This window comes from Alienimonas chondri, from assembly GCF_013036045.1.
Lineage (GTDB): Bacteria > Planctomycetota > Planctomycetia > Planctomycetales > Planctomycetaceae > Alienimonas > Alienimonas chondri.
Genome location: NZ_WTPX01000046.1, coordinates 1 through 23,789, shown reverse-complemented (window position 1 = coordinate 23,789; position 23,789 = coordinate 1). Strand labels below are relative to the sequence as shown.

23 protein-coding genes are annotated in these 23,789 nt (G+C 67.2%); 13 read left to right on the top strand and 10 right to left on the bottom strand.

The features are described 5' to 3' along the window. Positions 1-27: 27 nt before the first annotated feature. Positions 28-1,044, bottom strand: coding sequence for a hypothetical protein (locus tag LzC2_RS08890; protein WP_246254875.1), 1,017 nt, complete (start codon positions 1,042-1,044; stop codon positions 28-30). 51 nt (positions 1,045-1,095) lie between these two features. Between LzC2_RS08890 and LzC2_RS08885 the strand changes: the two genes are divergently transcribed. Then, positions 1,096-2,424, top strand: a complete 1,329-nt coding sequence (locus LzC2_RS08885) for a Gfo/Idh/MocA family protein (protein ID WP_315854597.1) — start codon at positions 1,096-1,098, stop codon at positions 2,422-2,424. A 140-nt stretch (positions 2,425-2,564) separates the two neighbouring features. Here the strand turns inward: LzC2_RS08885 and LzC2_RS08880 are convergent, their stop codons facing one another. Next, complete coding sequence (locus LzC2_RS08880; protein WP_315854596.1) at positions 2,565-3,161, bottom strand: 5-formyltetrahydrofolate cyclo-ligase; 597 nt, start codon at positions 3,159-3,161, stop codon at positions 2,565-2,567. 254 nt (positions 3,162-3,415) lie between these two features. Here LzC2_RS08880 and LzC2_RS08875 point away from each other — a divergent pair, with 254 nt between their 5' ends. Continuing rightward, a complete protein-coding gene (locus tag LzC2_RS08875; RefSeq protein WP_171185971.1) occupies positions 3,416-6,418 on the top strand; it encodes a 2-oxoglutarate dehydrogenase E1 component in 3,003 nt (1,000 codons plus the stop codon). 163 nt (positions 6,419-6,581) lie between these two features. Here LzC2_RS08875 and LzC2_RS08870 read toward each other — a convergent pair whose 3' ends face one another. Further along, entirely contained in the window at positions 6,582-6,890 is a 309-nt protein-coding gene (locus LzC2_RS08870; protein ID WP_171185970.1) for a hypothetical protein, read from the bottom strand. A gap of 96 nt (positions 6,891-6,986) precedes the next feature. Between LzC2_RS08870 and bshB1 the strand changes: the two genes are divergently transcribed. Further along, positions 6,987-7,745, top strand: a complete 759-nt coding sequence (gene bshB1, locus LzC2_RS08865; RefSeq protein ID WP_171185968.1) for a bacillithiol biosynthesis deacetylase BshB1 — start codon at positions 6,987-6,989, stop codon at positions 7,743-7,745. A 12-nt stretch (positions 7,746-7,757) separates the two neighbouring features. On the opposite strand, the gene bioD is transcribed toward bshB1, so the two are convergent. After that, a complete protein-coding gene (gene bioD / locus LzC2_RS08860; RefSeq protein ID WP_171185966.1) occupies positions 7,758-8,447 on the bottom strand; it encodes a dethiobiotin synthase in 690 nt (229 codons plus the stop codon). A gap of 13 nt (positions 8,448-8,460) precedes the next feature. Beyond that, the gene (locus LzC2_RS08855) at positions 8,461-9,276 is read right to left on the bottom strand and encodes an SAM hydrolase/SAM-dependent halogenase family protein (protein WP_171185964.1); all 816 of its coding nucleotides are present in this window, start codon (positions 9,274-9,276) and stop codon (positions 8,461-8,463) included. 69 nt (positions 9,277-9,345) lie between these two features. Between LzC2_RS08855 and mazG the strand changes: the two genes are divergently transcribed. Beyond that, entirely contained in the window at positions 9,346-10,359 is a 1,014-nt protein-coding gene (gene mazG / locus LzC2_RS08850; RefSeq protein ID WP_315854595.1) for a nucleoside triphosphate pyrophosphohydrolase, read from the top strand. Between the two features lie 13 nt (positions 10,360-10,372). Here mazG and LzC2_RS08845 read toward each other — a convergent pair whose 3' ends face one another. Further along, entirely contained in the window at positions 10,373-11,797 is a 1,425-nt protein-coding gene (locus LzC2_RS08845) for a peptidyl-prolyl cis-trans isomerase (protein WP_171185962.1), read from the bottom strand. Between LzC2_RS08845 and LzC2_RS22565 the strand changes: the two genes are divergently transcribed. The 7 genes from LzC2_RS22565 (at position 11,796) to LzC2_RS22560 (ending at position 17,484) form a co-directional block, all read left to right on the top strand. Further along, on the top strand, positions 11,796-13,892 hold the full coding sequence (locus LzC2_RS22565; RefSeq protein WP_315854594.1) for a PAS domain S-box protein: 2,097 nt from the start codon (positions 11,796-11,798) through the stop codon (positions 13,890-13,892). The genes LzC2_RS08845 and LzC2_RS22565 overlap by 2 nt on opposite strands. 135 nt (positions 13,893-14,027) lie before the next feature. Continuing rightward, positions 14,028-15,197: a molecular chaperone DnaJ gene (dnaJ, locus tag LzC2_RS08835; protein WP_171185994.1), complete on the top strand. Its 1,170-nt coding sequence runs from the start codon at positions 14,028-14,030 to the stop codon at positions 15,195-15,197. 78 nt (positions 15,198-15,275) lie between these two features. Beyond that, complete coding sequence (locus LzC2_RS08830; RefSeq protein WP_246254874.1) at positions 15,276-15,935, top strand: nucleotide exchange factor GrpE; 660 nt, start codon at positions 15,276-15,278, stop codon at positions 15,933-15,935. A gap of 61 nt (positions 15,936-15,996) precedes the next feature. Next, complete coding sequence (locus LzC2_RS08825; RefSeq protein WP_171185958.1) at positions 15,997-16,293, top strand: FmdB family zinc ribbon protein; 297 nt, start codon at positions 15,997-15,999, stop codon at positions 16,291-16,293. Positions 16,294-16,330: 37 nt separating this feature from the next. Further along, positions 16,331-16,588: a DNA gyrase inhibitor YacG gene (locus LzC2_RS08820; RefSeq protein WP_171185956.1), complete on the top strand. Its 258-nt coding sequence runs from the start codon at positions 16,331-16,333 to the stop codon at positions 16,586-16,588. Positions 16,589-16,659: 71 nt separating this feature from the next. Beyond that, a complete protein-coding gene (locus LzC2_RS08815; protein ID WP_171185955.1) occupies positions 16,660-17,229 on the top strand; it encodes a peroxiredoxin family protein in 570 nt (189 codons plus the stop codon). Positions 17,230-17,361: 132 nt separating this feature from the next. Then, complete coding sequence (locus LzC2_RS22560; protein ID WP_261345216.1) at positions 17,362-17,484, top strand: hypothetical protein; 123 nt, start codon at positions 17,362-17,364, stop codon at positions 17,482-17,484. Between the two features lie 87 nt (positions 17,485-17,571). On the opposite strand, the gene msrB is transcribed toward LzC2_RS22560, so the two are convergent. Continuing rightward, the gene (gene msrB, locus LzC2_RS08810) at positions 17,572-18,192 is read right to left on the bottom strand and encodes a peptide-methionine (R)-S-oxide reductase MsrB (protein ID WP_215907229.1); all 621 of its coding nucleotides are present in this window, start codon (positions 18,190-18,192) and stop codon (positions 17,572-17,574) included. A gap of 126 nt (positions 18,193-18,318) precedes the next feature. Between msrB and LzC2_RS21805 the strand changes: the two genes are divergently transcribed. Continuing rightward, a complete protein-coding gene (locus LzC2_RS21805) occupies positions 18,319-19,119 on the top strand; it encodes a carboxypeptidase regulatory-like domain-containing protein (protein WP_206678629.1) in 801 nt (266 codons plus the stop codon). Positions 19,120-19,136: 17 nt separating this feature from the next. Then, the gene (gene truA, locus LzC2_RS08805; protein WP_206678628.1) at positions 19,137-20,000 is read left to right on the top strand and encodes a tRNA pseudouridine(38-40) synthase TruA; all 864 of its coding nucleotides are present in this window, start codon (positions 19,137-19,139) and stop codon (positions 19,998-20,000) included. A gap of 116 nt (positions 20,001-20,116) precedes the next feature. On the opposite strand, the gene LzC2_RS08800 is transcribed toward truA, so the two are convergent. The 3 genes from LzC2_RS08800 to LzC2_RS08790 form a co-directional block, all read right to left on the bottom strand. Then, on the bottom strand, positions 20,117-20,743 hold the full coding sequence (locus tag LzC2_RS08800) for a macro domain-containing protein (protein WP_171185951.1): 627 nt from the start codon (positions 20,741-20,743) through the stop codon (positions 20,117-20,119). Positions 20,744-20,752: 9 nt separating this feature from the next. After that, positions 20,753-21,448 (bottom strand): metallophosphoesterase family protein, encoded by a 696-nt coding sequence (locus LzC2_RS08795; protein WP_171185948.1) that lies wholly within the window; start codon positions 21,446-21,448, stop codon positions 20,753-20,755. Between the two features lies 1 nt (position 21,449). Continuing rightward, positions 21,450-23,789: efflux RND transporter permease subunit (locus LzC2_RS08790; protein WP_171185946.1), on the bottom strand; the 2,340-nt coding region annotated here is incomplete at its 5' end.

Here is a 23,789-nt window from a genome sequence, read left to right as displayed (position 1 = left end):
GAGTCGGATCGAACCCGCACGCGGAGATCACATGAGGTACCGCAGGGCGCGGTTCGCTCGCTCCTTCAGTGCGGCATCGTCGACCAGGGCGGCGAGTTCGTCATAGCCGTACAGCGTCTTGACGCGATGCGTCAGCCGGGCGCCCTCCCGCCGGGGATCGCCGTCCGTCCAGAACACGGCGGTGCGTGGGTCATGAGCGGTCGGCGCCTCGGCGCCACGCGATGCGGTGAGATCCGGCAGCGTTTTCCACAGCCGCAGATGTTCCCGGTGAGCGGGCAGCCCGGCGGCGGCGAGGTCCGGAAAGCCGTACTGGGCCAGTTCGACTAACGCCGCGGCGTGATTCACGACGTGCCACAGCCCGCCGAAGCCGATGCGACGCTCGGCGGCATGGTCGACCAGTTCGGTCAGAATCCGCGTCGCCATGTCGGTCAGATCTTGATACGGGGCGACGCCGTCGTCGTCGGACAACGTCACCTTGCGTCCATCGATGCGGCCGCGGTTCGGGCCGTAGTCCCCGTTGCCGGGGGTGACGCCGTCGAACTTGGCGATCAGCTTTCGTAGTCCGTCGACACGGGCCGGCGTGGCCAGATCGGGGTGGTCCGTCAGTCCGCGGACGGCGATCGAGGCGAAGATCACGTTGTGCCCGGACTGCCGCGGGCGATCGATGTTCCTTGCCAGCGCCTCCGCGAGGGTTGCGATCGCCGTCTCGTCCGCCGCTTCTTTCGGAAATGGAGCGAACATCTCCGCGACACTAATTGCACCGTTCGCCGGCGGGCTGAACACCGATTCGCCGCGTCGGACGGCATTCAACTCCGCTTCGATCCCCTCGACGACGGCGGGGTCGGCATCGGGACATCGTTCCCCGATGAAGTAACCGGCCGCGACGGCCGCTCCGAGATGGCCGGACATTGATCCCGCGCGATGCGCCCGGGCGAGGGCGTTCATCCCGGCAATGAGGTACTCGAAGTCCACCATGGCCTTGGCGCAGGAAGCGAGGGGGAGGGGCGAGGCTCCGCCGACGGCGTCCGGCGTTGCGTGACGCACGGGTCGGCGTGCGTTTATGTTAGCGCGTTCCCTCCTCTTCGATCGATCGCCGTGACGATTCCCGCCTCGACCAACCGCCGCACCTTCCTCGCCGCTTCCGCCGCCGGGGTTGCCGCGACGGCTTTCCCGGCCCGCAGTTACGCCCGCATCCGCGGGGCGAACGATCGCCTGGGCGTCGCCTTGATCGGCGCCGGCGGGATGGGCAGCGGCCACCTGCGTTCCCTCGCCCAACTGACGGAGCCGGACAACCTCCAGCCGATCTCGGTCGCGGACTGCTGGAAGACGCGGGCGGAAGAGGGCGCCAAGACGCTCGGCGGGGAGAAGAACCTGCCGGTGAAGGCGGAAGTCGATTACCGGGCGATCCTCGACGACGACGACGTGGATTACGTCACGATCGCCTCTCCGGAACACCAGCACGCCCCGATGCTGACCGCCGCCCTGCGGGCGGGGAAGGCGGCGTACTGCGAGAAACCGCTGACCCACACCGCCGCCGAAGCCGCGGCGGTGCACGCCGTGCAACAGGAGACCGGGCTGCCGGTGCAGGTCGGCGTGCAGGGCACCTCCCGCGATTCGTACACCGCCGCCGCGGACGCGATCGAACGCGGCGTGCTGGGCCTGGTCGTTCAGGCTCAGATCTCCTACGTCCGCCGCTACGGGGAGCAGGGACCGTGGCGCGTTCCTGGCCTGACCTCCGACAAGCCCAAGCCGGACGACCTCGACTGGAACGCCTGGTTGGGCGACGCCCCCGCGATCCCCTGGAACCCGCATCACTACTTTGAATGGCGTTGCCACAGCCCGTACTCCGGCGGCGTGGCGACCGATCTGTTCATCCACCGACTGACCCGGATTCTGGTCGCCTGCGGGCTGAAATTCCCCACCCGCGCCGTCGGCATGGGCGGCATCTTCCAGTGGCCCGACGGCCGCGATATGCCGGACAACTTCGAGATGATGCTCACCTACCCGGAAGCGCTCGGCGCTCCGGAAGGGATGACGGTCTACTGCCTCGGCACGCAGAGCAACCGGGTCGAAATCCCCCACCAGATCCGCGGCTATCGCGGCACCCTGACCTTCCGCGGCGAAGGCGGCGTGGGCGGCCCGACCGGCTGGGTCGTCGAGGACAAGGACGGCAAGGTGCTGGAAGAACACGTCGCCAGCGGCAGCGAGGATATCACCCTGCACCACTCCAACCTTCACGAACACCTCCGCGACTCCTCCGTCGCGCTGAAATGTCCGATCGAACTCGGCGTCTACGGCATCACCGCGTGCTCGTTGGCGAACGAGTCGTGGCGGACCGGCCAGGTGCTGGCCTACGCCCCGGACTCTCCGAAGAAGTTCGGCCCCGCGGCGCCGGCGGCGATCCCCGACGGTCCGAAGAGCTGATCAAACCATCCGCTGAGGGCCGGTTTTCGGGTTGCCCCTTCGAAAAACGCTTGCGGTTTCGCGGCGTCCGAGAGTTCTCGGGCGCCGCGAATCCGCAAGCGATGCGCGAACCCGAGGAACTTCGCTCGGTTTGACTGGCCTCAGGCGCCGCGGCCGAATCCTTCGAGGATGCGGTCTTCCGTCACGAGGAAATCCATGAAGACGTCGTGGGCGTCGGTCGGGACTTCATCGAATAACTGGCACTCGAACACCGGCGCCACTAGCGGGCAGTCCGACCGCACGCCTTCCAGCAACTTGTCGTAGTACCCCTTGCCGTGGCCGACGCGGCCGCCGCGATCGTCGAACGCGACGCCGGGGACCAGGGCGAAGTCCAGATCGGCCCCCAAAGCGACACGATCCGGCCGACGGCGTAGCCGCGGCGCCGGTTCGAGGATGTCGTACATGCCGAGTTCCAGCTCGCTCATGTCCGTCAGCCGAAACAGTTCGAGCCGGCCGTCCTCGTTGCACCACGGGACCAGCACGGTTTTGCCGTCCGCCAACGCTTTGGGCAGCGCGGCCTTGGTGCGAACCTCGCTGCGGGCGTCGACGTAAAACAGCACGATGCGAGCCTGCTGGTACTCCGGCAGGTCGAACACGCGATCGAAGATCCGGGCGCTGACCTCGTCTTTATCCGCTTGGGCCTTGCGACGGCGGAAGGCTTCGGAACGGATCTCGGCCTTGTCCATCAGGTCAGTCACTGGGTCGGAGTGTTGCGCCCGGGTCGGACGATTGTGGGGAACGGCCAGCCTACACGAACCGGGGCGTCGCCGGGAAACGACGGCCGGGGGAAGGAACCGTCCCTTCGCGGTGCCGACCGCGGGGCGAGTCGGGTAAGCTTCGAATCCAGCCTCCCACACGCCCCGCCGACGCGACCCCGCTGCGCCCGGGATCGTCGTCCGGCTCCCGCCGTCTCGCCGGGCGTCTCGCCGCTCCCGACTCACCACCGCCCGGGATGTCCGCCCCCGCTTTCGTCACCTCCTCCTCTTCGAAGTCCTCGAACGGCCGCTCCGACGCTCCGGTTCGCTCCGGCGGAACCGCCGCCGGCGAGGCGCTGGACGACGGCCTGCCGGACGGCGCGAACCTGCCGTTTCTGGAGCAGGTCTGGCAGAGCTACTCCGACGACCCGCAGAGCGTCTCGCCGGATTGGCGAGCCTATTTCGAGCAACAGACCGTTGAGGGCGGCGCCGGGGATGCGCCGGCGGCCGGCTCGCCGTTTCCGCGTCGGTCGGTGTTTCGGCCGGCGGCAGGCACCGCGGCGAACGGGGCGGCGCCGCACGCCCGGGTCGGGGCGGACGTCCCCGAGGGCGATCTGGACACCGCCGCGCTGCAGGAGTCGGTGGACATGCTGATCCGCAACCATCGGGTCCGCGGGCATATCGCCGCGGCGATCGACCCGTTGGGCCGTCATCACGAGATGCCGGAGGAACTCGACCCGGCGTTTTACGGTTTCACCGAGGCGGATCTCGATCGCAAGTTCAGCACCAGTTCGTTCGGCGGCCCCGAGCGCCGGACGCTTCGCCAGATTATTTCCTGGCTGCGAAACACCTACTGCCGCAGCATCGGCGTGCAATATATGCACATCGATTCGCTCCGCGTCCGTCGGTGGTTGCAGGATCGGATGGAGGGGACCGGCAACTATCTCCGCCTCGAAAAAGACACGCAGCTTCGCATTCTCCGCAAGCTGACCGACGCGACGGTGTTCGAGGAATTTCTCCTCACGAACTTCCCCGGAAAGAAGACGTTCAGCCTGGAGGGCGGCGAGACGTTAATCCCGCTCTTGGACCTGATGATTTCGCGGGCCGGCCGTTACGGCGTGCGGGAAATCGTGCTGGGCATGGCCCATCGCGGGCGGTTGAACGTCCTCACGAACATCCTCGGCAAGCCGCCGCGGGAGATTTTTCGTGAATTCGACGACGACGACCCCGAAAGCCACATGGGCGAATGGGACGTGAAATATCACCTCGGCTATAGCGGGAGCTACGAGGTTCGAGGCGATAAGAGCGTGCATCTGTCGCTCTGCTTCAACCCGTCGCACCTCGAATTTATTAATCCCATTGCCCAGGGCCGCTGCCGGGCGAAGATGGATCGCGTCGGGGATACCCACGATCCGACCGGCGAAGGTCCCGGGACCGGCGGGGAACGCGGGATGACCCTGCTGATCCACGGCGACGCCGCGTTCGCCGGCGAGGGCGTCGTGCAAGAGACGTTGAACCTCTCCGAGCTGCCCGGCTACGCCGTGGGCGGGACGGTGCACGTCGTCGTGAATAATCAGATCGGGTTCACCACGACCAGCGAACAGGGCCGCAGCAGCACCTACGCGACCGACGTCGCCAAGATGCTGCAAATCCCAATTTTCCACGTCAACGGCGAAGACCCGGAGGCGGTCGCGCAGGTGGTCAAACTCGCGCTGGACTTCCGCCGCGAGAATAAAAAGGACGTGGTGATCGACCTGCTGTGCTACCGGAAGCGGGGCCACAACGAGCAGGACGAGCCGGCCTTCACCCAGCCGGCGATGTATTCCCTGATCCGCGCCCGCGACGGCGTGCGGGCGGGGTATTTGTCTCGGTTGTTGGAACGCAACGACGTCACCGCGGAAGACGCGGAGGAGATTGCGGAGCATTCCCGGGTGCGGTTGGAGGCGGAATTAACTCTCGCCAAGGAAAAGCCTCGCCTGGAAGAACAGGCGTCGCTCGAAGGCGTCTGGGACGGGTATCACGGCGGCGCCAAGGCGGACCACGTGGAGACCGCGGTTCCGGCGGAGACGTTGCAGGAGTTACTGCGGAAGCTCAGCGATCTGCCGGAGGATTTCAAGCCGCATCGCACGCTTCAACGTCGGTTCCTCGCCCAGCGCGCGGAGATGGCCGCGGGCAAGAAGCCGCTCGACTGGAGCGCCGGCGAGGCGCTGGCGTTCGCCACGCTGGTGACCGGAGCCGGCCCGGACGGCGCCGGACCGGACGGGCACCCGATCGGCCCGCTGCCGATGCGGATGACCGGGCAGGACGCGGAACGCGGCACCTTCAGCCATCGGCACGCCGTCCTGCACGACAGCGAAACCGGCGAGGAATTCCTCTCCCTGCAACACCTCTCGGACACGCAGCAGCGGGTCGAGATCCATAACAGTCCGCTCTCCGAAGCGGGCGTATTGGGTTTTGAATACGGCTACAGCGTCGATACGCCGGAGGGGCTGATCGTCTGGGAGGCGCAGTTCGGCGACTTCGTCAACGCCGCCCAGGTGGTGATCGACCAGTTTATCACCAGCGGCGAAGATAAATGGAATCGCCTCAGCGGTCTCGTCATGCTGCTGCCCCACGGTTACGAGGGGCAGGGGCCGGAACATAGCAGCGCTCGTCTGGAGCGATTCCTCGTCGCGGCGGCGGAATCGAATATTCAGGTCTGCTATCCCACGACCCCGGCGCAATGCTTCCATATGTTCCGCCGGCAGGCGCTGCGGCGGTGGCGCAAACCGCTCATCGTGATGACGCCCAAGAGCCTGCTCCGCCTACCGGCGGCGGTCAGCGACCTATCGGATCTGGCGAACGGCGGCTTCCAAAACGTCATCCCCGACGCGACCGCGGACCCGGCCGAGGTGAAGAAAGTTCTGCTGTGCAGCGGAAAGGTCTATTACGACCTCGCCGCCGCCCGGGACGAACGCGATGCGGCGGACGTCGCGATCTTGCGGGTTGAGCAACTCTATCCGTGGCCCGCGGCGGAATTGAAAGCCGCCACCGCGGACTACGCCGACGGCACGCCGACGGTTTGGGTGCAGGAAGAACCGGAGAACATGGGCGCGTGGCGCTACGTGCTGGCCACGGTGGGCTGCAACGACCTGTTCGGCCGTTTCCCGCTCTCCTGGGTCGCCCGTCCCGCCTCCGCCAGCCCGGCGACCGGTTCGGACAAGGCGCACAAGCTGGAGCAGGCCCGCTTGATGCGGGAAGCGTTCGCTCCAGCGAATTAGAAGCTTGCTTCCAAGGTCGGTATCAGCCCGATGCGCAAACATCGGCCGTCGGCCCGGTTAAGCGTGTGCGTCGAACGTCAGACGCGGACGACTCACAGCCGACGCTTGCGCGCCGGGCTGGTCTTGAAGCCGCTTCTCGCCCGTCTGCGAGGGACCGCCCGGCTCAGTCGTACCCGAGGTTGCCTTCGATGTCGCGGGCCTTGGCGCTCATGAAGTACTTGCGATACCAGTCGGGATCGTCCTCGACCAGTTCCTGGTCGGGACGCCCGAACTCCCGAACTTCGCCCCAGTCGTCGGCGACGTTCTCCGTCGGATCGAGGTAGCCTTCGGAACTGGGGGTGAGCGTTCGTTTCGTCTGAAACCACGCCTCTTCCGCCATATCCGAAACGGCGCAGCCGACCGAGCCGAGGCAGGAGGCGACGCAGATCGACGCGGCTCCGAGCCAGGCGGTGCGATGGGGGGATCTGGACATGGACGGACCCGAAGACGACCTGCGCGGCGGCGAATCGCGGGGAGGTAGTTCAGATCGGGCGCGGCGGTCCAGACCGCTCCCTCCTACACTGCCGGCATGCCCGCCGACGCCCCGCCATCCTCCGACGTTCCCAAGCTCGACCTGTTGGTCGTCGCCGCTCACCCGGACGACGCGGAGTTGAGCGTCGGGGGCACGATTTTGAAGCACCTCGCCGCGGGCAAGGCGGTGGGCGTGGTCGATCTGACCGACGGCGAACCCACGCCGCACGGCGACCCGGAAACCCGTGCGCGCGAGACCGCCGCGGCCTCGGAGGCGCTGGGCCTCACCTGGCGGCATAACTTAGGTTTGAAGAATCGGCATCTGGAAGACGATCACGCCGCCCGCGCCGCGCTCGCGACGGTGTTCCGCCTGACCCGGCCGGACATCGTGCTGGGCCACGCTCCGACCGATACGCACCCGGATCACGTCCGTGCGGCGCGCCTCACCGCGGACGCCCGCTTCTGGGCGAAACTCACGAAAACCGACCTCGCCGGTCAGCCGTGGTCGGAGCGCGGCGGACTGCCCGGCGAGCCGTTCCTTCCGCCGAAGCTCTATCACTTCTGGAGCGTGCACCTCCGCGAGATCCCCACGCCGTCCTTCTGCGTCGACATCACGGGGCACCTGGAACAAAAGCTCGCGGCGATTCGCTGTTATGAAAGCCAATTGACGACCGGCCGCGCGACGGCGTTTCCGACGCTGTTCGACGATATTGAAACCCGCGCCCGCTACTGGGGCTGGGCGACCCACGTCACGCACGCCGAACCGCTGGGCAGCGGGGAGAGCGTCGGCGTGGGCGACCTGTTTCACCTTAATTAAGTAATCAAGTCGTTAGCCGTCCTCTTGAAGAGGACGACGGACAAGCGTTTCCCAGTCGATGTTTGCGGGCAGCTCACCACCCGGAGGGATCACGCCCAGAACGGTCGTCTCGCCGAACCGTTCGATCATCGCGGCGTTCGTCGCCGCTTCCGGTTCGCGAGCGTTCGTCTCGTTCAACACCACGCCCGCCACGGGAACGCTGCGGGCCTTCGCGACGGCGATGGTTAATAACGTGTGATTGACAGTCCCCAGCCCCGCCCGCGCCACGATCAACAGCGGGTAACCCAGGTCCGCGGCCACATCGAGAACGGTGACGTCCTCCGCCAGCGGGCAGAGCAGACCGCCGGCCCCTTCGACCAATAGATGATCGCACCGATCCGCCCAGCGCCGGGCGCCTTCGGTTAATAAATCTCGATCGACCGTTCGTCTCTCCCGGGCGGCGGCGATCGGCGGGGCGAGGGGGGCGAGGAACCGCTGCGGACAGATTCGATCGTCGTCCGCCGTCGTCAGATCCGCCGCGGACCGCAGCGCCTCGATGTCGGCCCAAACGGGTTCGCCATGAAAGACCTCCGCTCCGCTGCACGCCGGTTTATAGACGCCCACGGAGCTTCCCCCGCCCCGCAGACGCTCCGCGAGTTTCGCCGTGACGTAGGTCTTGCCGACGTCCGTATCGGTGCCGGTGATCAAGAGTCCGGGGGGCACGGCAGCGAACGGCTTAGGAGGTGAACGTAACGGGGGCGTCGACGCCAGCGCCCCCGCCGTCGGTGTAAAGGAGGGCCGCGGCGCTGCCGTTGCGGACGGCGATCTCCCAGCGATCGTTCGAGCCGATCAGCGCCACGAGTCCGCCGACCGGGACGTCTGCATAGGTGGCGCCGACGGGAACCGCACGGTCGGCGATGCGAACGCTCGCGGGGGCCGGGCAGGCTCGGCGGGAGACGTTCGTGAGCAGATTGCCGAACCGATCCGACCGCACGACCCGCCCCACGATGGTTCCGTCTGCTTGCGACTCCGGTCCGGGGCGCTCGAGCGGCGCCCACTCGGCAACGGGTTCGCCCAACGCTCGCAGCGGTTCCCCCCGGGTCAGGCGACCGGCCGCGGGGGCCATCAGGTCGCGGCCGTGGAAGGTCCGCGACCGCGATTCGCCTTGGGAAAGCTGCACGATCTCCGCGGAGGGGTCGGCGCTGAAGAACGGCGCGAGCAGGCCGTTGTCCGGGGCGACGAAGAACATGCCGCCGGCCCGGGCGGCGAGGATCGGCCGGTCGGAGCCGACGCCCGGATCCACGACGGCGACGAACGTCACGCCCGCCGGGAACGCGGCGACCAGTTCCGCCAGCGCCTCCGATCCCGCGGGCACGTCCTGCGGCGGGACGGCGTGATGCTCCGCCGCGACGCGGGCGCGAGGATCGACCCGCATCAACGCCCCGACCATCTGGGCGGCGTAGGTATCGGTCGTGCCGAAGTCGGTGACGAACACGACCGCCCCGTTGGGCGGGTCGTCGTCGAGCGGTACGGGGGTGGCGCGGGGCAGCACGGGGCGACAGTATGCTCCCGCTCGCCGCTTCCTTCGACCCTCCTTCCCCAAGAGCCGATCGCTTCGCCCGTGTCGTCTGACGATTCCGCCACGCACAGTCGGGCGCCGAACGGTCCGACGCCCGGCGTTCCGCCCGGGCCGGAACTCGAATCGGCGATGCGCGCGGTCGCGGAGGTGGTGGCGAAGCTTCGCGGTCCCGACGGCTGTCCGTGGGATCGGGCGCAGACGCTCTCCAGCATCAAGCCGCACACGCTGGAGGAAGCCCACGAGCTGTTCGAAGCGATCGACGCCCTCGCCGCCGCGTCCCCGGACGACCCGGACCATGGCGCCAAGGCGGCTGCGGTACGGGACGAATTGGGCGATCTGCTGCTACAGGTGCTGCTCGACGCCCAGATCGCCGCGGACGACGGGCTGTTCACGCTCACCGAGGTGGCCGACACGCTGCGGGCGAAGCTGGTCCGCCGGCACCCGCATGTGTTCGGGGACGCGTCCGCGGACGGCGAGACCGACGTCCGCGCCATCTGGGCCGAGGCGAAACGGGCGGAGCGAGGCGGCGACGATCCGCCGGCGAGACGCAGCGTGTTCGACGGCATCCCCGCCTCGCTCCCCGCGTTGGCGGCGGCGAAGAAGCTGTCCGGCCGGGCCGCCGCCGTCGGCTACGACTTCCCCGACCGGCGGATGCAGTTCGACAAATTGACCGAGGAACTGGCCGAGCTCTCCCGCGAATTGTTCGACGCAGACGCCCCCGACGCGGTCCCCGCAGGGATCGACGCGCCGGTGATTCCGGACGAGCCGATCGCCGACCCGGCCCGCCGCGATCGGGCGGAAGCCGAACTGGGGGACGTCTTGTTCGTGATGGCGAACATCGCCCGTCGCTGGGGACTCGATCCGGAGCAGGCCCTGCTGCGATCGAACCGAAAGTTCGCCGACCGGGTCCGCTACATCGAGGACCGCCTGAGCGAACGGGAATCAGGCGAGCGGGAGCTGGGCGAGGTCTCGCTGGCGGAGATGGAAGCCCTCTATCAGGAGGGCAAACGCCGCGAACGAGGCGGACGCGACCGGGACGCCGAGCCGCGGGCGTGACCCCGCGGGGCGGTCAATTCTCCGGCGGCCACTTCGTCCCGGGGACGTAGACCTCGATCTGAGCCGCGGCCCGTTCCTGAGCGAGGAGATCCGCGACGTTCCGTTGGCGACGCTCCGACTTGATCTTGGCTTCGATCTGGTCCCTCAGCTCATCCAGCGGCGGCGGGGCGTCGCCCCGACGTTCCAACACCTGGACGATGTGATACGCCCCGCCCGGCGGGAACCCGTCCGGCGAGAGCGGACAGTCCAACGCCGAGCCGATCACGCCGATCGGCTGCTCCCAAACCGCCGCGGCGAGCGTTTTATCCGTCAACGCATCGGGGGCGGTCCAGTCCCAGCGACCGCCCTCGGCCGCCTTCGGCCCGCGGCTGTAGCTTTTCGCCACCTCCGCGAAGGACTTTCCGCGGCGCAGATCGGCCGCAGCGAGTTCCAACACGTCCAGCGCCGCTTCCTTGGCGACGTCGTCCGCGTACGGAATCTCGATCTGTTCCCAGCGGGCGGCCTTCGGCGGGGTGAAGTCCTCGCGGTGGGCGTCGTAATAGTCCGTCACCTCCTGCCGGGAGATCCGAATGGACGCCATGCCGGTCTTCTGCTCGACGTAGGCCATCGCCATCTGCTGCGGCTTCCAAGCGGCGACGACGGCGTCGAGATCCAGACCCTGCTCGGCCATCAGCCGTCGCAGCTGGGCTTTCGATTCGATCGGCGGACGGCCGGCGGCGGCAGCCTGCACGTTGGCCTTTCGCAGCATCTCGGGGAGTTCCGACTGGTCGAACAGCGTCTCGACCGCGTCATTCAGCTTCTCCAACTGCTCCGCTTGCAACGTCCGCCGCATCTGCTGGGCGAGCAACGCCTCCTCGATTTTGGCGGGGAGACGCTCCGCGAGGATCTGCAGGCGGGCCTGGTCGATTTGGGCGTTCAGCGCGGCTCGCTGAGCCGCGGTGAGGCCGGGGGGGCCGCCGGGGACCGCGTCAGCCATGTCCGGGGCGGAGGCGATCCGGTCTCGGGCGGCGTTCAACTCAACTTCAAACTGCAGCAGATCGCCGGCCAGCAACGGTTCGCCGTTGACCGAGGCGACGACGTCCTCGTCGTCGAAGTGCGGCGGCCGTGCGGAGGCGATGGCCTCCGTGTCCATGCCGGCGACGCGGACGTCGCTGGTCGGGTCGACGGCATCGGCAAGTTGAACGACCGGCCGCTCGCCGAGCGGGCCGGGATCGTCGGCGACGACGGCCCCGGGGACGCGGATCGGCTTCCTGGGGACGGCGGGGTTGTCGACGTCCGTCGCGACCGCGGCGTCCCATTTCTGGCGGACCGCCGCGCAGCCCGGAGCGAACAGACAGCCGAACAGCGTCGCACCGGACAGAGCCAGCGAGGTGGCGGGGCGAGCAGAACCCCATCGCGGGCGGGCGGGGCGGTCGCGCCGGTCGGGGCGGTACGGCATGACGGGCGGAGTGCGGACACGGCGGGCAGCGGGGAAGACGCTAGATCGCCCGGGCCGCGAAGGGCAAGACCGGGTCCGCCGACCCCTGTTCAGTCCGCTTTATCGAGGGCCGCCCTGGAAAGCGACCCAATTCACATCCGTCTATCCCAATCTTAGTGGCACTCAACGCCTTGAACGTTGTACGGTCGTCCCACTTGCCAGTTGTGGAGCGACAACTATGGATTTTGCGCAACGACCCGATTCCCATTCCGGTTCGGCGTCCGGCGGCCCCCCCCCGGACGCCTTTTCCCTCTCCACCGCCCTGCAGGATTCAGGCTGCGGGGTGTTTTGGCTTGATGAGAACCTGCTCATCAATCGGACGAACGCCGCGTTCGCTCGATTCTGCGGTCGCTCCGTCGAGGCTTTGATCGGGACGAAGATTGCGGAAATCGACGTCGACTGGCCGCACGGCTCAAAACAGGAGGCGTTTGATGAATTGCGATCGAAGACGTCGGTCGGGCACGCTGCGCGGTTGAAGCGGCCGGACGGCGCCCTGTATCCGGTTCAATTTCACCTGAACTTTTTAAACGTCTGCGGGCTCGAAAGTCTGTTCGGCGTAGCGCTCGATACCAGCGATCGGCAGGCGGCCGAGGATGAAACGCGCCGCTCCGAGGCCCGCTATCGGGCCGTCACGGAGGATCAAACGGAGTTTATCGTCCGCACCAATTCGGATTGCCGCATCACGTTCTGTAATCCGGCGTACGCGCGTTTGGTCGGCGTCGGCAGCCCCGAGGAGCTTATCGGACAGCCAGGCCGAGACCTAGTTCGGCCGGAAGATCTGGACCGGATCTGCGGCACGATGCGGATGTTGTCCTCGGAAAATATGGTGGTCCATATTGAGAACCTGGTGCCCACCCCCGACGGAAAGGAGGTCTGGGTCTATTGGATCGTGCGAGCTCTTTTCGATGTCGACGCGAACGGCGAACGGCATATTCGGGAGTATCAGTCCGTCGGGCGGGACGTGTCCGAGCGCCGCGCCGCCCGGGAAGCGCTCGCTCGCACGGAGGCGCGGTATCGCTCCCTGGTGGAAGACAGCCCGGAGTTGGTCTGCCGCTGGACCCCGGACGGCACGTTCACATTTGCCAACCGGACTTGCTGCCGGTTCTTCGGCTTGAGCGACGGGGCCGAGAACCGAACGCTCCGCACCATTTGGGATAGCGAGACCTGTCGGGAGGTCGACCGCGTGAAACGAGGGTTCACGCCGGAGAATTCGCTGGCGAGGTTGGTGATGGCGGGCCGGCGCCACGACGGGGCGCTGCGGCAACTCGAATGGGTGTTTCGCGGGTTCTTCGACCGCGCAGGGATCCTCACGGAGGTGCAGTCCGTGGGACGCGACGTGACGGAGCGGTTCGAGGCCGAAACCTGCCTTGCCGAAAGCGAACGGCGCCACCGCAACGTGCTGGACGATTTGTCGGAGATGGTCAACCGGTTCCGCCCGCACGACGGCTTGATCACCTATGCAAATCGCGCGTTTCTGGAGGCGAAAGGCGGCGGGGCGGAGAAGGTCGTCGGGAAGATGACGATCTACGACCATCTGTCCCGGGAGGCCGAACAATGGGCGCGGAGCCAGTTGGCAGCCGTCACGCCGGAGAACCCCAGCGTTCAAGCGTTGCTCCCCCTGCCTGGCCCGGGCGGGACCACCCGGTGGGAAGAGTGGACGAATCGCGCCCTGTTCGCCCCGCCCGATCCCGGGGCGCCGGGCGCCCCCCGTGAGGTGCTGGAGTTCCAGAGCGTGGGGCGGGACGTCAGCGTCGAACTCGCTGCCCGGAACCGCCGCATCGAACGGGAAGAGGCGGCCGCCCAATTGGCCAAACTGACCCCCCGCGAGCGACAGGTGCTGAGCGTGGTGACCACCGGCGTGACCAACAAGGTGATCGCCAAGGATCTCGGGATCACGGAGCGGACCGTGGAGAAGCACCGCGGCTCCGCGATGCGCAAGCTGGGCGTTCGGAGCGTGGCGGAGCTCATCCGGGCCGCAATCGCTGCCGAGGAGGACGTCGAGGCGCCGGTCGCGGGACCGGAAATTGGGCGAGAGGCGATCGGCCGGACCGGTTAACGAACGGCTCGCCGGATCACGCCCCGCCCGGGATTTCGGCGAGGGGGGGCGTCGGCACGAAAGATGCACGGTAGACTCGACTGCCATCCCGGCACGTCGCCCGCCCACCGTTCTGCTTCTCCCCACCCGACCCGGATGCCGACCCAGCGGGACTATTACGAGGTGCTCGGCGTCTCACGTGACGCCGACGGGACCGTGGTGAAGAAGGCTTATCGCAAGCTGGCGGTCAAGTATCACCCGGACCGCGACCCCAGTCCCGAAGCGACCGAACGCTTCAAAGAGGCGGCCGAGGCGTTTGAAGTGCTCTCCGATTCGCAAAAGCGGGAGCGCTACGACCGGTTCGGTCACGCCGGCGTCAACGGGGCCGGCGGGCGCGGCGGGTTCCGGGACGCCGGCGACGTCTTCGAGACGTTCGGCGACCTGTTCGAGGGCTTCGGACTGTTCGGCGGGGCCGGCGGTCGCGGGGGACGCGGCGGACGGCCGCGAAAAGGCCGTCATCTGCGGACCTCCCTCACCGTCACCCTGCCGGAGGCCGCCGTCGGCGTGACGAAAGAGGTGCCGCTCGATCGGCATAAGCTCTGCCCGACCTGCGACGGCAGCGGGGCCGAGCCGGGAACCACGCCGGACTCCTGCGGCCTGTGCGGCGGCGCCGGTCGCGTGCTGCAAAGCCAAGGGTTCTTCCGCGTCCAGACCGCCTGTCCCCGCTGCGAGGGAGCCGGCACGGTCATCACTTCCCCCTGTGGGGAGTGCGACGGGGAAGGCACGATTCCCGAACGCGTCACGCTGTCGGTCGACGTGCCGGCGGGCGTCGACAACGGCATGCAACTCGCCCTCCGCGGCGAGGGCGAACCCGGCTCCGTGGTCCCCGGCGTCGGCGCCGGCCCGCCGGGCGACCTGTACGTCGACCTCACCGTCAAACCGCATCCGCTGTTCCAACGCGAGGGGTCGCATCTCGCCTGCGAGGTGCCGATCTCTTACACGCAACTGGCGCTCGGTTCGGATCTCGAAGTCCCGGCACTGGCCTCGGAACTGGACGAGGAACCCGGCCGCGAAACCGTCACCGTCCCGCCCGGCACCCAGCCGGACCGCGTTTTCAAGCTCCGCGGCCGAGGCCTGCCCGATCCGCACGGCGGTCGCGGCGGCGACCTGTTCGTCAAGCTGAAGTTAGAAGTGCCCAAGGAACTCTCCGAGGAGCACGAAGAGCTGCTGCGACGCCTCGCCGACCACGAGAACGCCCACGTCACCCCGCACCGGGCGGGCTGGTTGAAGAAGCTGAAAATGTATTTCTCGCTGGATGACGATTAATCGCGGTCGCGGGTTTATCGCCCGCCGCCGCGACGCCGTTCGGCTCACTCAACGATCCTCCACTTCATTCTCCCCGCGATGTCCACGCCGACCGACGCCCCAGATCCCGCCGAGAACGCGGGAGCGAGTCAGGAATATTACCCCGCCGACTCCACCCCGGAGGACGCACCGCAGCCGAACGAACCCGGCCCGATGGAAGAGCTGGCGGAACCCCCCGGCGACGGGGCCGGCGAGCCGGAGCCGGAACTCTCCCGTGAGCAATACGAAGCGGCCGCCGCGGAGCGGGACGAGCTGCGTGAGAAGCTCCTCCGTGCGCAAGCCGAGACGGAGAACGTGCGGAAGCGTTCGGTCCGCGACCAGTCCGAAGGGCGGAAGTACGCCGCCGTGCCGCTCGCCAAGGCTTTGCTGCCCGGGTTGGACGATCTACGTCGGGCCGTGGACGCGGCGAAAGCCAGTCGCGAAGCCGGCGCCGATGCGGAGCGACTCGCGGACGACCTCGTGGGCGGCGTCGCCGCGGTCTTGAAGTCGCTGGAGAAGGCGTTGAACGATCAGGGCATCAGTCCCATCCCCGCCGTGGGCGAGATGTTCGATCCGAACCGACACGAAGCGCTGGCCCAGGCGCCGAGCCTCGATCACCCGCCGGGCACCGTGATTCAGGAAGCCCAGCGGGGCTACGCCGCCGGCGACCGCGTGGTGCGACCCAGCCACGTGATCGTCGCCACCGCCCCGAGCGACTAAACTCCCGCCCGCTCCCCGCATCCCCGCGTCACGCCAGGCTCGCTCTCCGCCCTTCGCCCGCATGCCCACCTACGATTATAAGTGTCGCGGTTGCGACCACCGCTGGGAGGAGTTCCAGCCCATCACCGCGGATCCGACGCAAAAATGCCCGGGGTGCGGCAAGAAAAAAGCCGAACGGATCATCGGTGCCGGCGCCGGAATTTTGTTCAAGGGATCCGGCTTCTATCAGACGGACTACCGCAGCGAGAACTATAAAAAGGGCGCCAGCGCCGATAAAAAGTCCTCCGAGCCGAAGGCGGAGAAGAAGTCCGACGGCGGCAGCAAGGGCGGCGACGCGAAGGCGTCGAAGTCCGACTGACCGCTCCGTAGAGATCCCCGTCGTTTTAAGGCTGAACATGATCGCTCCCCGCACCTGCCCGATCTGTGACGCGACGATCCCGCCGGACGTCCGCCCGGAGGGAACCAGCGCGGCGGATCGGGCGTTTCCGTTTTGCTCCGAACGTTGCCGCAACGTGGATCTGCTGCGGTGGAGCCAGGGCAAATACGCAATCACGGAGCCGCTGACCCCGGATCGTCTGCTGCATGAGCTGGGGGACGATCCCGAGGCCGTCGAGCAGTTGCTGGCCCGGGAGTCCGAAGAAGAGGGCGACTGAACCCATTGGGGTTCGGCTCGTCGGGCGTCTAGGGTGGAACGTTCCCGCGTTCCCCGTTCCCACAGGTTCCCATGTCGTTCGCTCCGTTGTTGGCCGCTGCGCTCACGCTCGGCCCGCTCGATCATCACGAAGAAGCCCCGCTGAAGGCGCCGCCGACGGTAGGCCAGACCGTGCCGGACTTCACCTTGCCGGAGTTGGGCAAGGAGAAGCCGGTCACGCTGTCGAAGGTCGCCGCCGACGGGCCGGTCGTGCTCATGGTGCTGCGGGGCTATCCCGAATACCAATGCCCCGCCTGCACCCGTCAGGTAGGCGCCTTTTTGCGGGAAGCCGACGCCTTCGAGAAAGCCGGCGCCCGCGTGGTGATGATCTACCCCGGTGAAGCGGAGAATCTGCAAACCTTCGCCGAAGAGTTCTCCGAGGGGATGAAGCTGCCCGAGGGGTTCACGTTCCTGATGGATCCCGGTTACAAGTTCACTAACGCTTATCAACTGCGGTGGGACGCCCCTCGTGAAACGGCCTACCCCAGCACGTTCGTGATCGATTCGGATCGCAAGGTGACGTTCGCAAAAGTCAGCAAGACCCACGGCGGGCGCTCCAACGTGCAAGAAGTGCTGGCGACGTTGAAGGGGATGAACGACTGAAGGTTTTTGTCGGGAGCGATTCTCCCCCTCCGCCGCGCGTTGTAGAGGCTTCGGCAGATCCGCTTTGGCATTGCGTCCCGGATTGGGGGCGGGGACGCTAAACCCTGATCCCGCTTCATTCCGGATGCCGTGATGTTCCGTCTCTCAGCGGTCGTTCCCCTACTGTGCGTGTCTCTCGCGACGTTCGGCCTGATCGGCTGCGGCGCTCCGGAGCCCGACAATTCTCGCTGGGAGAAAGCGCAGGCCGAGGTCTGATCGTCGACTGAGCGTTCCAATAACGCAAAACGCCCCGGACGCTCGTCGCGTCCGGGGCGCTTGATTCCGACGATGGCTCAGCAGGAACTAATCGTTCTTCGCCTCGCTTTTATTCTCCTCCGCCGGATCGAATTTCAGGCTAACGGAGTTCATGCAATACCGCAGGCCGGTCGGTCTGGGACCGTCCTCGAAGACATGCCCCAAGTGGCCGCCGCAGCGGTTGCAGTGCACTTCGGTGCGGGTCGAGAACCAGCTCTTATCGATCTTGGTGCCGACGTTCTTGGAATCCTTCACGCCGCCGATCGGCGCATAAAAGCTCGGCCAGCCGGTGCCGCTTTGGAACTTGGTCTCCGCGTCGTACAGCGGCAGGCCGCACGCGGCGCAATCGTAGACGCCTTTCTTCTTGCCGGGGGCGTCCTGACCGGTGCCGGACCGCTCCGTGCCTTCTTCCCGCATCACCTTGTACTGCAGGGGCGTCATGCGGGCCTTCCATTGCGCGTCGGTCAGCGACTTCCAGTCGATCTTCGCGGCTTGCTCGTCGGTGAGTTGATCCAGGGGCGGAATGTCGGCGGGATCAATGTCGGCCATGGCGGGCGGGGCGGGTGCGGGCTGCGGAGCGGCGCCGGCGAGCAGGGGAACGGCGATGACGGAGGCCGCTCCCAGCAGAGCGACGCCGGCGAGCGAACGACGGGCGGGAGTGGAAATCATATCGTCTCTGCGAAGAGTGGAACGCGGCGCACAGCGGGGGGGGAACGTGGTCGGGGAACAGTCTACAGTGCGGTACCCCCCTCCTTAACCGCCGTTTCGACCTGCGGTTCACTGAAAACAGCCTGAATGTCTCGATTTGATACGTCGCTTTTCGGTCTCGCGTTGGCCTTCGTCGCGATCCCGTGCGTTCCCCAGGCCGTCGCTGCGGACGAAGCGCCCGCGGGCGCTTCGCTGACCGGTCGACTGCTCTACGGGGGCCCGGCGCCGACGCCCGAACTGGTCGAGGTGAACAAAGACCAGGCCGTCTGCGGTCCCCACAAACTGACCGACGATACGTTGCTGGTCGCGGAGGACGGGGGTTTGGCGAACGTGGTGATCTGGCTGGACGTTCGTTCCAGCGGTCGGGCGCCGGCGGAGGTCCCCCCGTCGACCGAAGCCGTGACGCTGGATAACGACGAGTGCCGGTTTGAGCCGCACATCGTGCTGCTGCGGACCGGGCAGGAGTTGAAGGTGACGAACTCCGACCCGATCGCCCATCAGGCGACGGCCTTCCTCAACCGCAATATCCCCTTCAACGAAAGCGTCCCGGCCGGCGGCGCGCCGGTCGTCAAGACGTTGGAGAAACCGGAACTGCTCCCGTCGCCGGTGACCTGTCCGATCCACCCGTGGATGAAGGCCCATCTGTTCGTGCAGGATCACCCCTATATGGCCGTGACCGGGGCGGACGGGCGCTTCTCGATCAGCGGCCTGCCCCCGGGCGAATGGTCGTTCCGCGTTTGGCAGGAACGAACCGGCTTCCTGAAGAGCGACGAACTGTCCGGCGACGCCCCCGCCGGTTGGGACGGCGCCACGCTGACCGTCACCGTGCCGGAGACCGGCGCCGTCGATCTCGGCGACGTGACCGTGCAGCCGTCGGCGTTCGAGTGACGAACGAGACGGCCCACTTGGGGACTCCCGCCGACGATCCGCACGGTTCCGCTCCCCATCCGCAGGGCCGCACGGTGCGATTGCGGGTGAGTTACGACGGCACGGACTTCTTCGGTTGGCAGGTCCAGCCGGGGACGCGGACCGTGCAGGGCGAACTGCAGGAGGCGATCTATCGACTGACCGGCGAGCGCCGCACCGTGGTCGCCGCCGGCCGGACGGACGCCGGCGTGCATGCGCTCGGCCAGACCTGCCACTTCCGGACGCACACCCCGGCGCCCGCCGATCGACTTGGCCCGGCCCTGCGGCCGCACCTCCCGCCAGACGTGACGGTGTGGGAGGGCCGCGACGTGCCCCCGCACTTCCACAGCACCCGGGACGCCGTATCCAAGACGTATCGATACGTTTTCCTGAACGACCGCGAACCCAATCCCCTCGCCCGACGGTTTGCGTGGCGGGTCCGACCGGACGCCCGCGGGAACGACCTGAACGACGACGCGATGCGGCAGGCCGCGGCTCAGATCGTCGGTACGCATGACTTCGCCTGCTTCCAGTCCGCCGGTTCGCCCCGCCCGGATACGATCCGCACCGTTCATCGACTCACCCTGACCCGCTCCCCGACGTGGCCGGCGTGGAGCCCGGTTCCGGGGGAGGAACGAGCCAGCGAACCCGGCGGCCCCTTCCTGTTCCTGGAAGTGACCGGCGACGGATTCCTCTATAATATGGTCCGCACAATCGCCGGCACGCTGGCGGAGGTGGGCATGGGGAAACGCCCGCCCGACGACTTGCGCACCCTGATCGAAAGCCGCGACCGGACTCTCGCCGGCCCCACGGCCCCGCCGCAGGGGTTATATCTCGTACGGGTCGACTACCCCGACGATTAGAGCGTTCATCTCTTTTGCGTAGCGGTTCTACCAGCCCGACGCGCAAGCGTCGGCCGTGCTTCGTTCCCGTCGGGCTGGCATTCGCCACGACGGGTTTCTGATAAACGCAGTCGGCGCTACATCATCGGCTTGCCGTCGTCGTACACGATCGCTTTGTGCCGTTCGACGACCGCATCCCAGTTCAGTCGGTGGGATGGTTCGAAATAGTAGCGACAGGCTACGGCCATCTGCCGGGCGGACTCCGTCGCCGCCACCCCGCCGAACCCTGCTCCCATCAGGGGGAACGCCACGGTTTTGATTCGATCGCCGTCCGGTCCCGCGGCGGCGTTGTGACGATAGATCGCCAGCAAAGCCGCCCAGGTCGCGGTGTAGACCTTGTCCGTTCGGTCGATACTCCCCGGAACCCGCATCGTGGGGGTGTGGCAGACCCACGGATAATTCGGCGTGTGCGTCTCGATCAGAAAGGCCGTCCCGACCGGCTGCTCGCCGAGGTATTCGTCGAGGATGCGATGCTGCACCCGCGTCATCAACTCCTCGCCGTGAAAGCCGACCACCGCGGCATCGATGCCCGCGGTCATATGTCCGTACGAGTTCGCGGCCGTGACGAAACAATCGTGCGGCGGAAGGTCTTCGAACCGAGAGTGATGAACCGTCGCGTCGGCACACCACGCGAACCGTTCGCGGAGCGCCTCGCAGGCGTCGGCGTCCGGGTGAACGAACCAGAGTTTGAGGGGAAAGGGCATGGGCCCAGTTTAGACCTCGTCGAGCCACAGCGTGCGGGTTTCGCCCCGTTCGTTCGCCTGCCAAAGCTCCCCGGTCTCCGCGCAGAGGCAGGTCAGCCAACCGTCGCGGCAGGCGCCGGTGTCGATGCAAACCGCGTACGGCGTGACCCTCGGCAGGCCGGATCGCTGTCGGGTATGTCCGCAGATCATCCGCTTCCCGCTCTCGTGCGGCGGCGGAGCTTCCTCCCAAAGCTCCCAATATAGCATGAAATCCGGCTGCTCCTCGAGCGGCACGTCGGGGTACAGATTGGCGTGGACGAAGATGTGGTCGTCGGTCTCGTGGTAGGCGGACAGCCACTCGTCCAAAAACGTCCAATGATCGACCGGAATATGATCGATCGATGCCCCCTGCCCCAGCGGAGCATACGACCCGAGCGTGGCATCGCCGCCGCAGTCCAGCCATCGCCGTCGCTCCGCGACGCCGTCGCGGGCGTCGCACAGCATGATCTCGTGATTGCCCCGCAGGGAGACGAGCGAGACGCCCGGAACGTCTTGCTCGAAGCGGATCAGTCGATCCAGTACGCCGCGGGAGTTCGGCCCGCGATCGACGTAGTCGCCCAGCGCGACGACCACGTCGCCCGGCTGCGGAGCGACGAGCGCCAGCAGCGTCTCGAACGCCGTGAGGCATCCGTGGATGTCGCCGATCGCCAGGTGCCGGCCGGGCATTTCAATCCGCTTTCCAACCGATCATCAACGGCAGCAGGACGAGGTCGCCGATCAGGCCGCCGACCATCGCCAGGCTGACCAGCGCTCCGAAATAAATCAGGGGCACGAATTGGCTGAGGGTTAACGCCGCGAAGCCGCAGGCGAGGGCCAGCACGGCGAACGTCATCGCCCGACCCACCGATCGATGGGCGACGGTCAACGCTTCCCGGCGACTCTTGCCCAGTCGGCGTTGTCGGAGATAGGCCGCGATATAATGTACGTTCCCGTCGACCGTCAGGCCGACCGAGACGCTGGCGATCATCGCGGTGCCGATATTCACCGGCAATCCGGCCCAGCCCAATCCGCCCAGCACCAGACCGATCGGCAGCAGGTTGGGCAGCATGCTCGCCGCGGCGAGTTTGAGGCTACGAAACGCCAGCCACATCATGCCGAACAGGCCGACGCTCGCCCAGCAGAAACTCACCAACTGATCCCGCAATAGGCTTTCGATGAGATAGGTCAGCATGACGAACATCCCCGTCGTTTCCGCGGGACCGCCGGCGGAGGCGTCGCCCTCCGGGAAGCGCTCGCGGGCGAGCGCCTCGGCCCGTTCGATCATGGCTCGTTTTCGCTCGGACGACTGCCGCTCGAGACTGCGGAGCACGATCCGCATACGGCCCTCGCCCCGCCCCGGCTCGCCCGGGTTATAGAGGCTCGGTTCGACCTCCGGGGCGAAGTCTTTAAGTTGATCCAGACGCTCCCGAACGGTGGAGCCGACCAGCGGGAGGGTGTCCAGCGTGTCCGTGAGGGAGACGACCTTCGTCACGGCCGGGCGACCGTCGATCTCGAGGTTCCGAAGGTCGGCCGTGAGCACGCGAATTCGATCGAGATATTCCTGTTGAAGCCCTTCTTCGGGACCGGGGGCGGGCAAGTTGATCTCCCAGGAGCCGGCGCCGCCGAGTCGTTCCTCGATATAGTCCAAGCCGCGGGCGATCTCGCTGTCCGCTTTGAAGTTCTTGGAAAAGTCCGTCTCGATCTCCAGTCGCAGCACGCCGAGAATGCTGAAGGCCGTGAGCAGCACGGTCGCGACGGCGATCGGAACTTTTTGTCTCAGGATCGCGTCCGGCCCCCAGCCCAGCAGCCCGCCGAGCGCTCCCTCGCCGGGGACGCCGCGGGGCGTGCTGTCGAAGCCGCCGGCGAGCGACAGGCCCGGCGTCAGCGAGTATGTCGCCAGCAGCACGGCGCCGGCCCCCAGCCCCATCATCAAACCGAAGCTGCGGACCGGCGTGAGTTCCGCGGCCAACAGCGACAAGAAGCCCACGGCGGTCGTGGCGCAGCTCCAGAAGATCGGCGCCGCCAACTGGGACAGCGTTTGCCGCATCGCATTGATGGGCGCGACCTCGCTCCCCGATCCGCCGCCCAGCTGTCGCAGCTCGCGAAATCGCAAGGCGACGTGCATGACCGTCGCCACGCCCACAATGCAAACCAGCGAATTCAACATGCTGGACACCATGCTCAATCGCAGCCCCGATAAATACAGGCTCGCCCGCGTCCAGAGAATCGCCGCCAGCACCACCGCCAGCGGGATCAACACCCAACGTCCGCTCCGCAATAACGCCAGCAGAACGCCGCCCAGCAAGGCCAGCGAAACGTAGAAGAGGATCCGCCCGTCGGACTCGACCGCCTCGAAGGCGTCATGAATCTGGATCGGCTCCCCGGCGACGAAGGCCGGCGGATCGTGGGCCGCCGCGAGGTCGCGGATGGTTTGGAACGTCTCCGCCCGCGATCCCGGTCCGGCGACCGGTTGGCCGGGAGTTTCCGCTTCCAGACGCAGGACGACGGCGACGGTGCGGCGATCCGAGCTGATGATCGCCCCCTCCGACAGTTCGAGCAGCTCCGATTCCCACAGCGGAATCAGCCGGCGAAGCAGGAAATTCACGCCCGGCGGACGCAGCACCCTGGAAAGATCCTGGGTGCTGTCCGGGTTTACGCCGGGAACGTCCGACAGGGCGTAGGCGAACGCCTCGATCTGGTCGAGGTTTTCGGGGGCGGTCGGGTCGGGCTGATCCCAGGCGACGACGACGAACTCGTCTCCGCCGAAGTATTCGCGGCTGCGGCTGAACGCGGCGAGGCGGGGATCGTCGTCGGCGTAGAGCGACTCGATCGAGCGCTCCAACTCCAACCGATTCGCGGGCACGAACGCGGCGGCGACCAGCCCCAGCGCCGTGAAGAGCAGCGGCCAGCGGAACCGCGTCAGCGCCGCGGCGAAGCGGTCGGCGAACGCGGACGACGCGGCGCTGACGCGGTTCCGCTGGCCGCTGCTCTTCACGGCGCTGGGGCTGGTCGCCGCCGCGTTCGTGCC

Coding starts and splice junctions, on each gene's coding strand:
- LzC2_RS08825 (WP_171185958.1), top strand. CDS start 15,997: ATGCCCACCTACGATTATAAGTGTCGCGGTTGCGACCACCGCTGGGAG.
- LzC2_RS22565 (WP_315854594.1), top strand. CDS start 11,796: ATGACGGGCGGAGTGCGGACACGGCGGGCAGCGGGGAAGACGCTAGAT.
- dnaJ (WP_171185994.1), top strand. CDS start 14,028: ATGCCGACCCAGCGGGACTATTACGAGGTGCTCGGCGTCTCACGTGAC.
- LzC2_RS08845 (WP_171185962.1), bottom strand. CDS start 11,797: ATGCCGTACCGCCCCGACCGGCGCGACCGCCCCGCCCGCCCGCGATGG.
- LzC2_RS22560 (WP_261345216.1), top strand. CDS start 17,362: ATGTTCCGTCTCTCAGCGGTCGTTCCCCTACTGTGCGTGTCTCTCGCG.
- LzC2_RS08795 (WP_171185948.1), bottom strand. CDS start 21,448: ATGCCCGGCCGGCACCTGGCGATCGGCGACATCCACGGATGCCTCACG.
- LzC2_RS08800 (WP_171185951.1), bottom strand. CDS start 20,743: ATGCCCTTTCCCCTCAAACTCTGGTTCGTTCACCCGGACGCCGACGCC.
- LzC2_RS21805 (WP_206678629.1), top strand. CDS start 18,319: ATGTCTCGATTTGATACGTCGCTTTTCGGTCTCGCGTTGGCCTTCGTC.
- LzC2_RS08820 (WP_171185956.1), top strand. CDS start 16,331: ATGATCGCTCCCCGCACCTGCCCGATCTGTGACGCGACGATCCCGCCG.
- LzC2_RS08815 (WP_171185955.1), top strand. CDS start 16,660: ATGTCGTTCGCTCCGTTGTTGGCCGCTGCGCTCACGCTCGGCCCGCTC.
- LzC2_RS08875 (WP_171185971.1), top strand. CDS start 3,416: ATGTCCGCCCCCGCTTTCGTCACCTCCTCCTCTTCGAAGTCCTCGAAC.
- msrB (WP_215907229.1), bottom strand. CDS start 18,192: ATGATTTCCACTCCCGCCCGTCGTTCGCTCGCCGGCGTCGCTCTGCTG.
- LzC2_RS08830 (WP_246254874.1), top strand. CDS start 15,276: ATGTCCACGCCGACCGACGCCCCAGATCCCGCCGAGAACGCGGGAGCG.
- LzC2_RS08870 (WP_171185970.1), bottom strand. CDS start 6,890: ATGTCCAGATCCCCCCATCGCACCGCCTGGCTCGGAGCCGCGTCGATC.
- bshB1 (WP_171185968.1), top strand. CDS start 6,987: ATGCCCGCCGACGCCCCGCCATCCTCCGACGTTCCCAAGCTCGACCTG.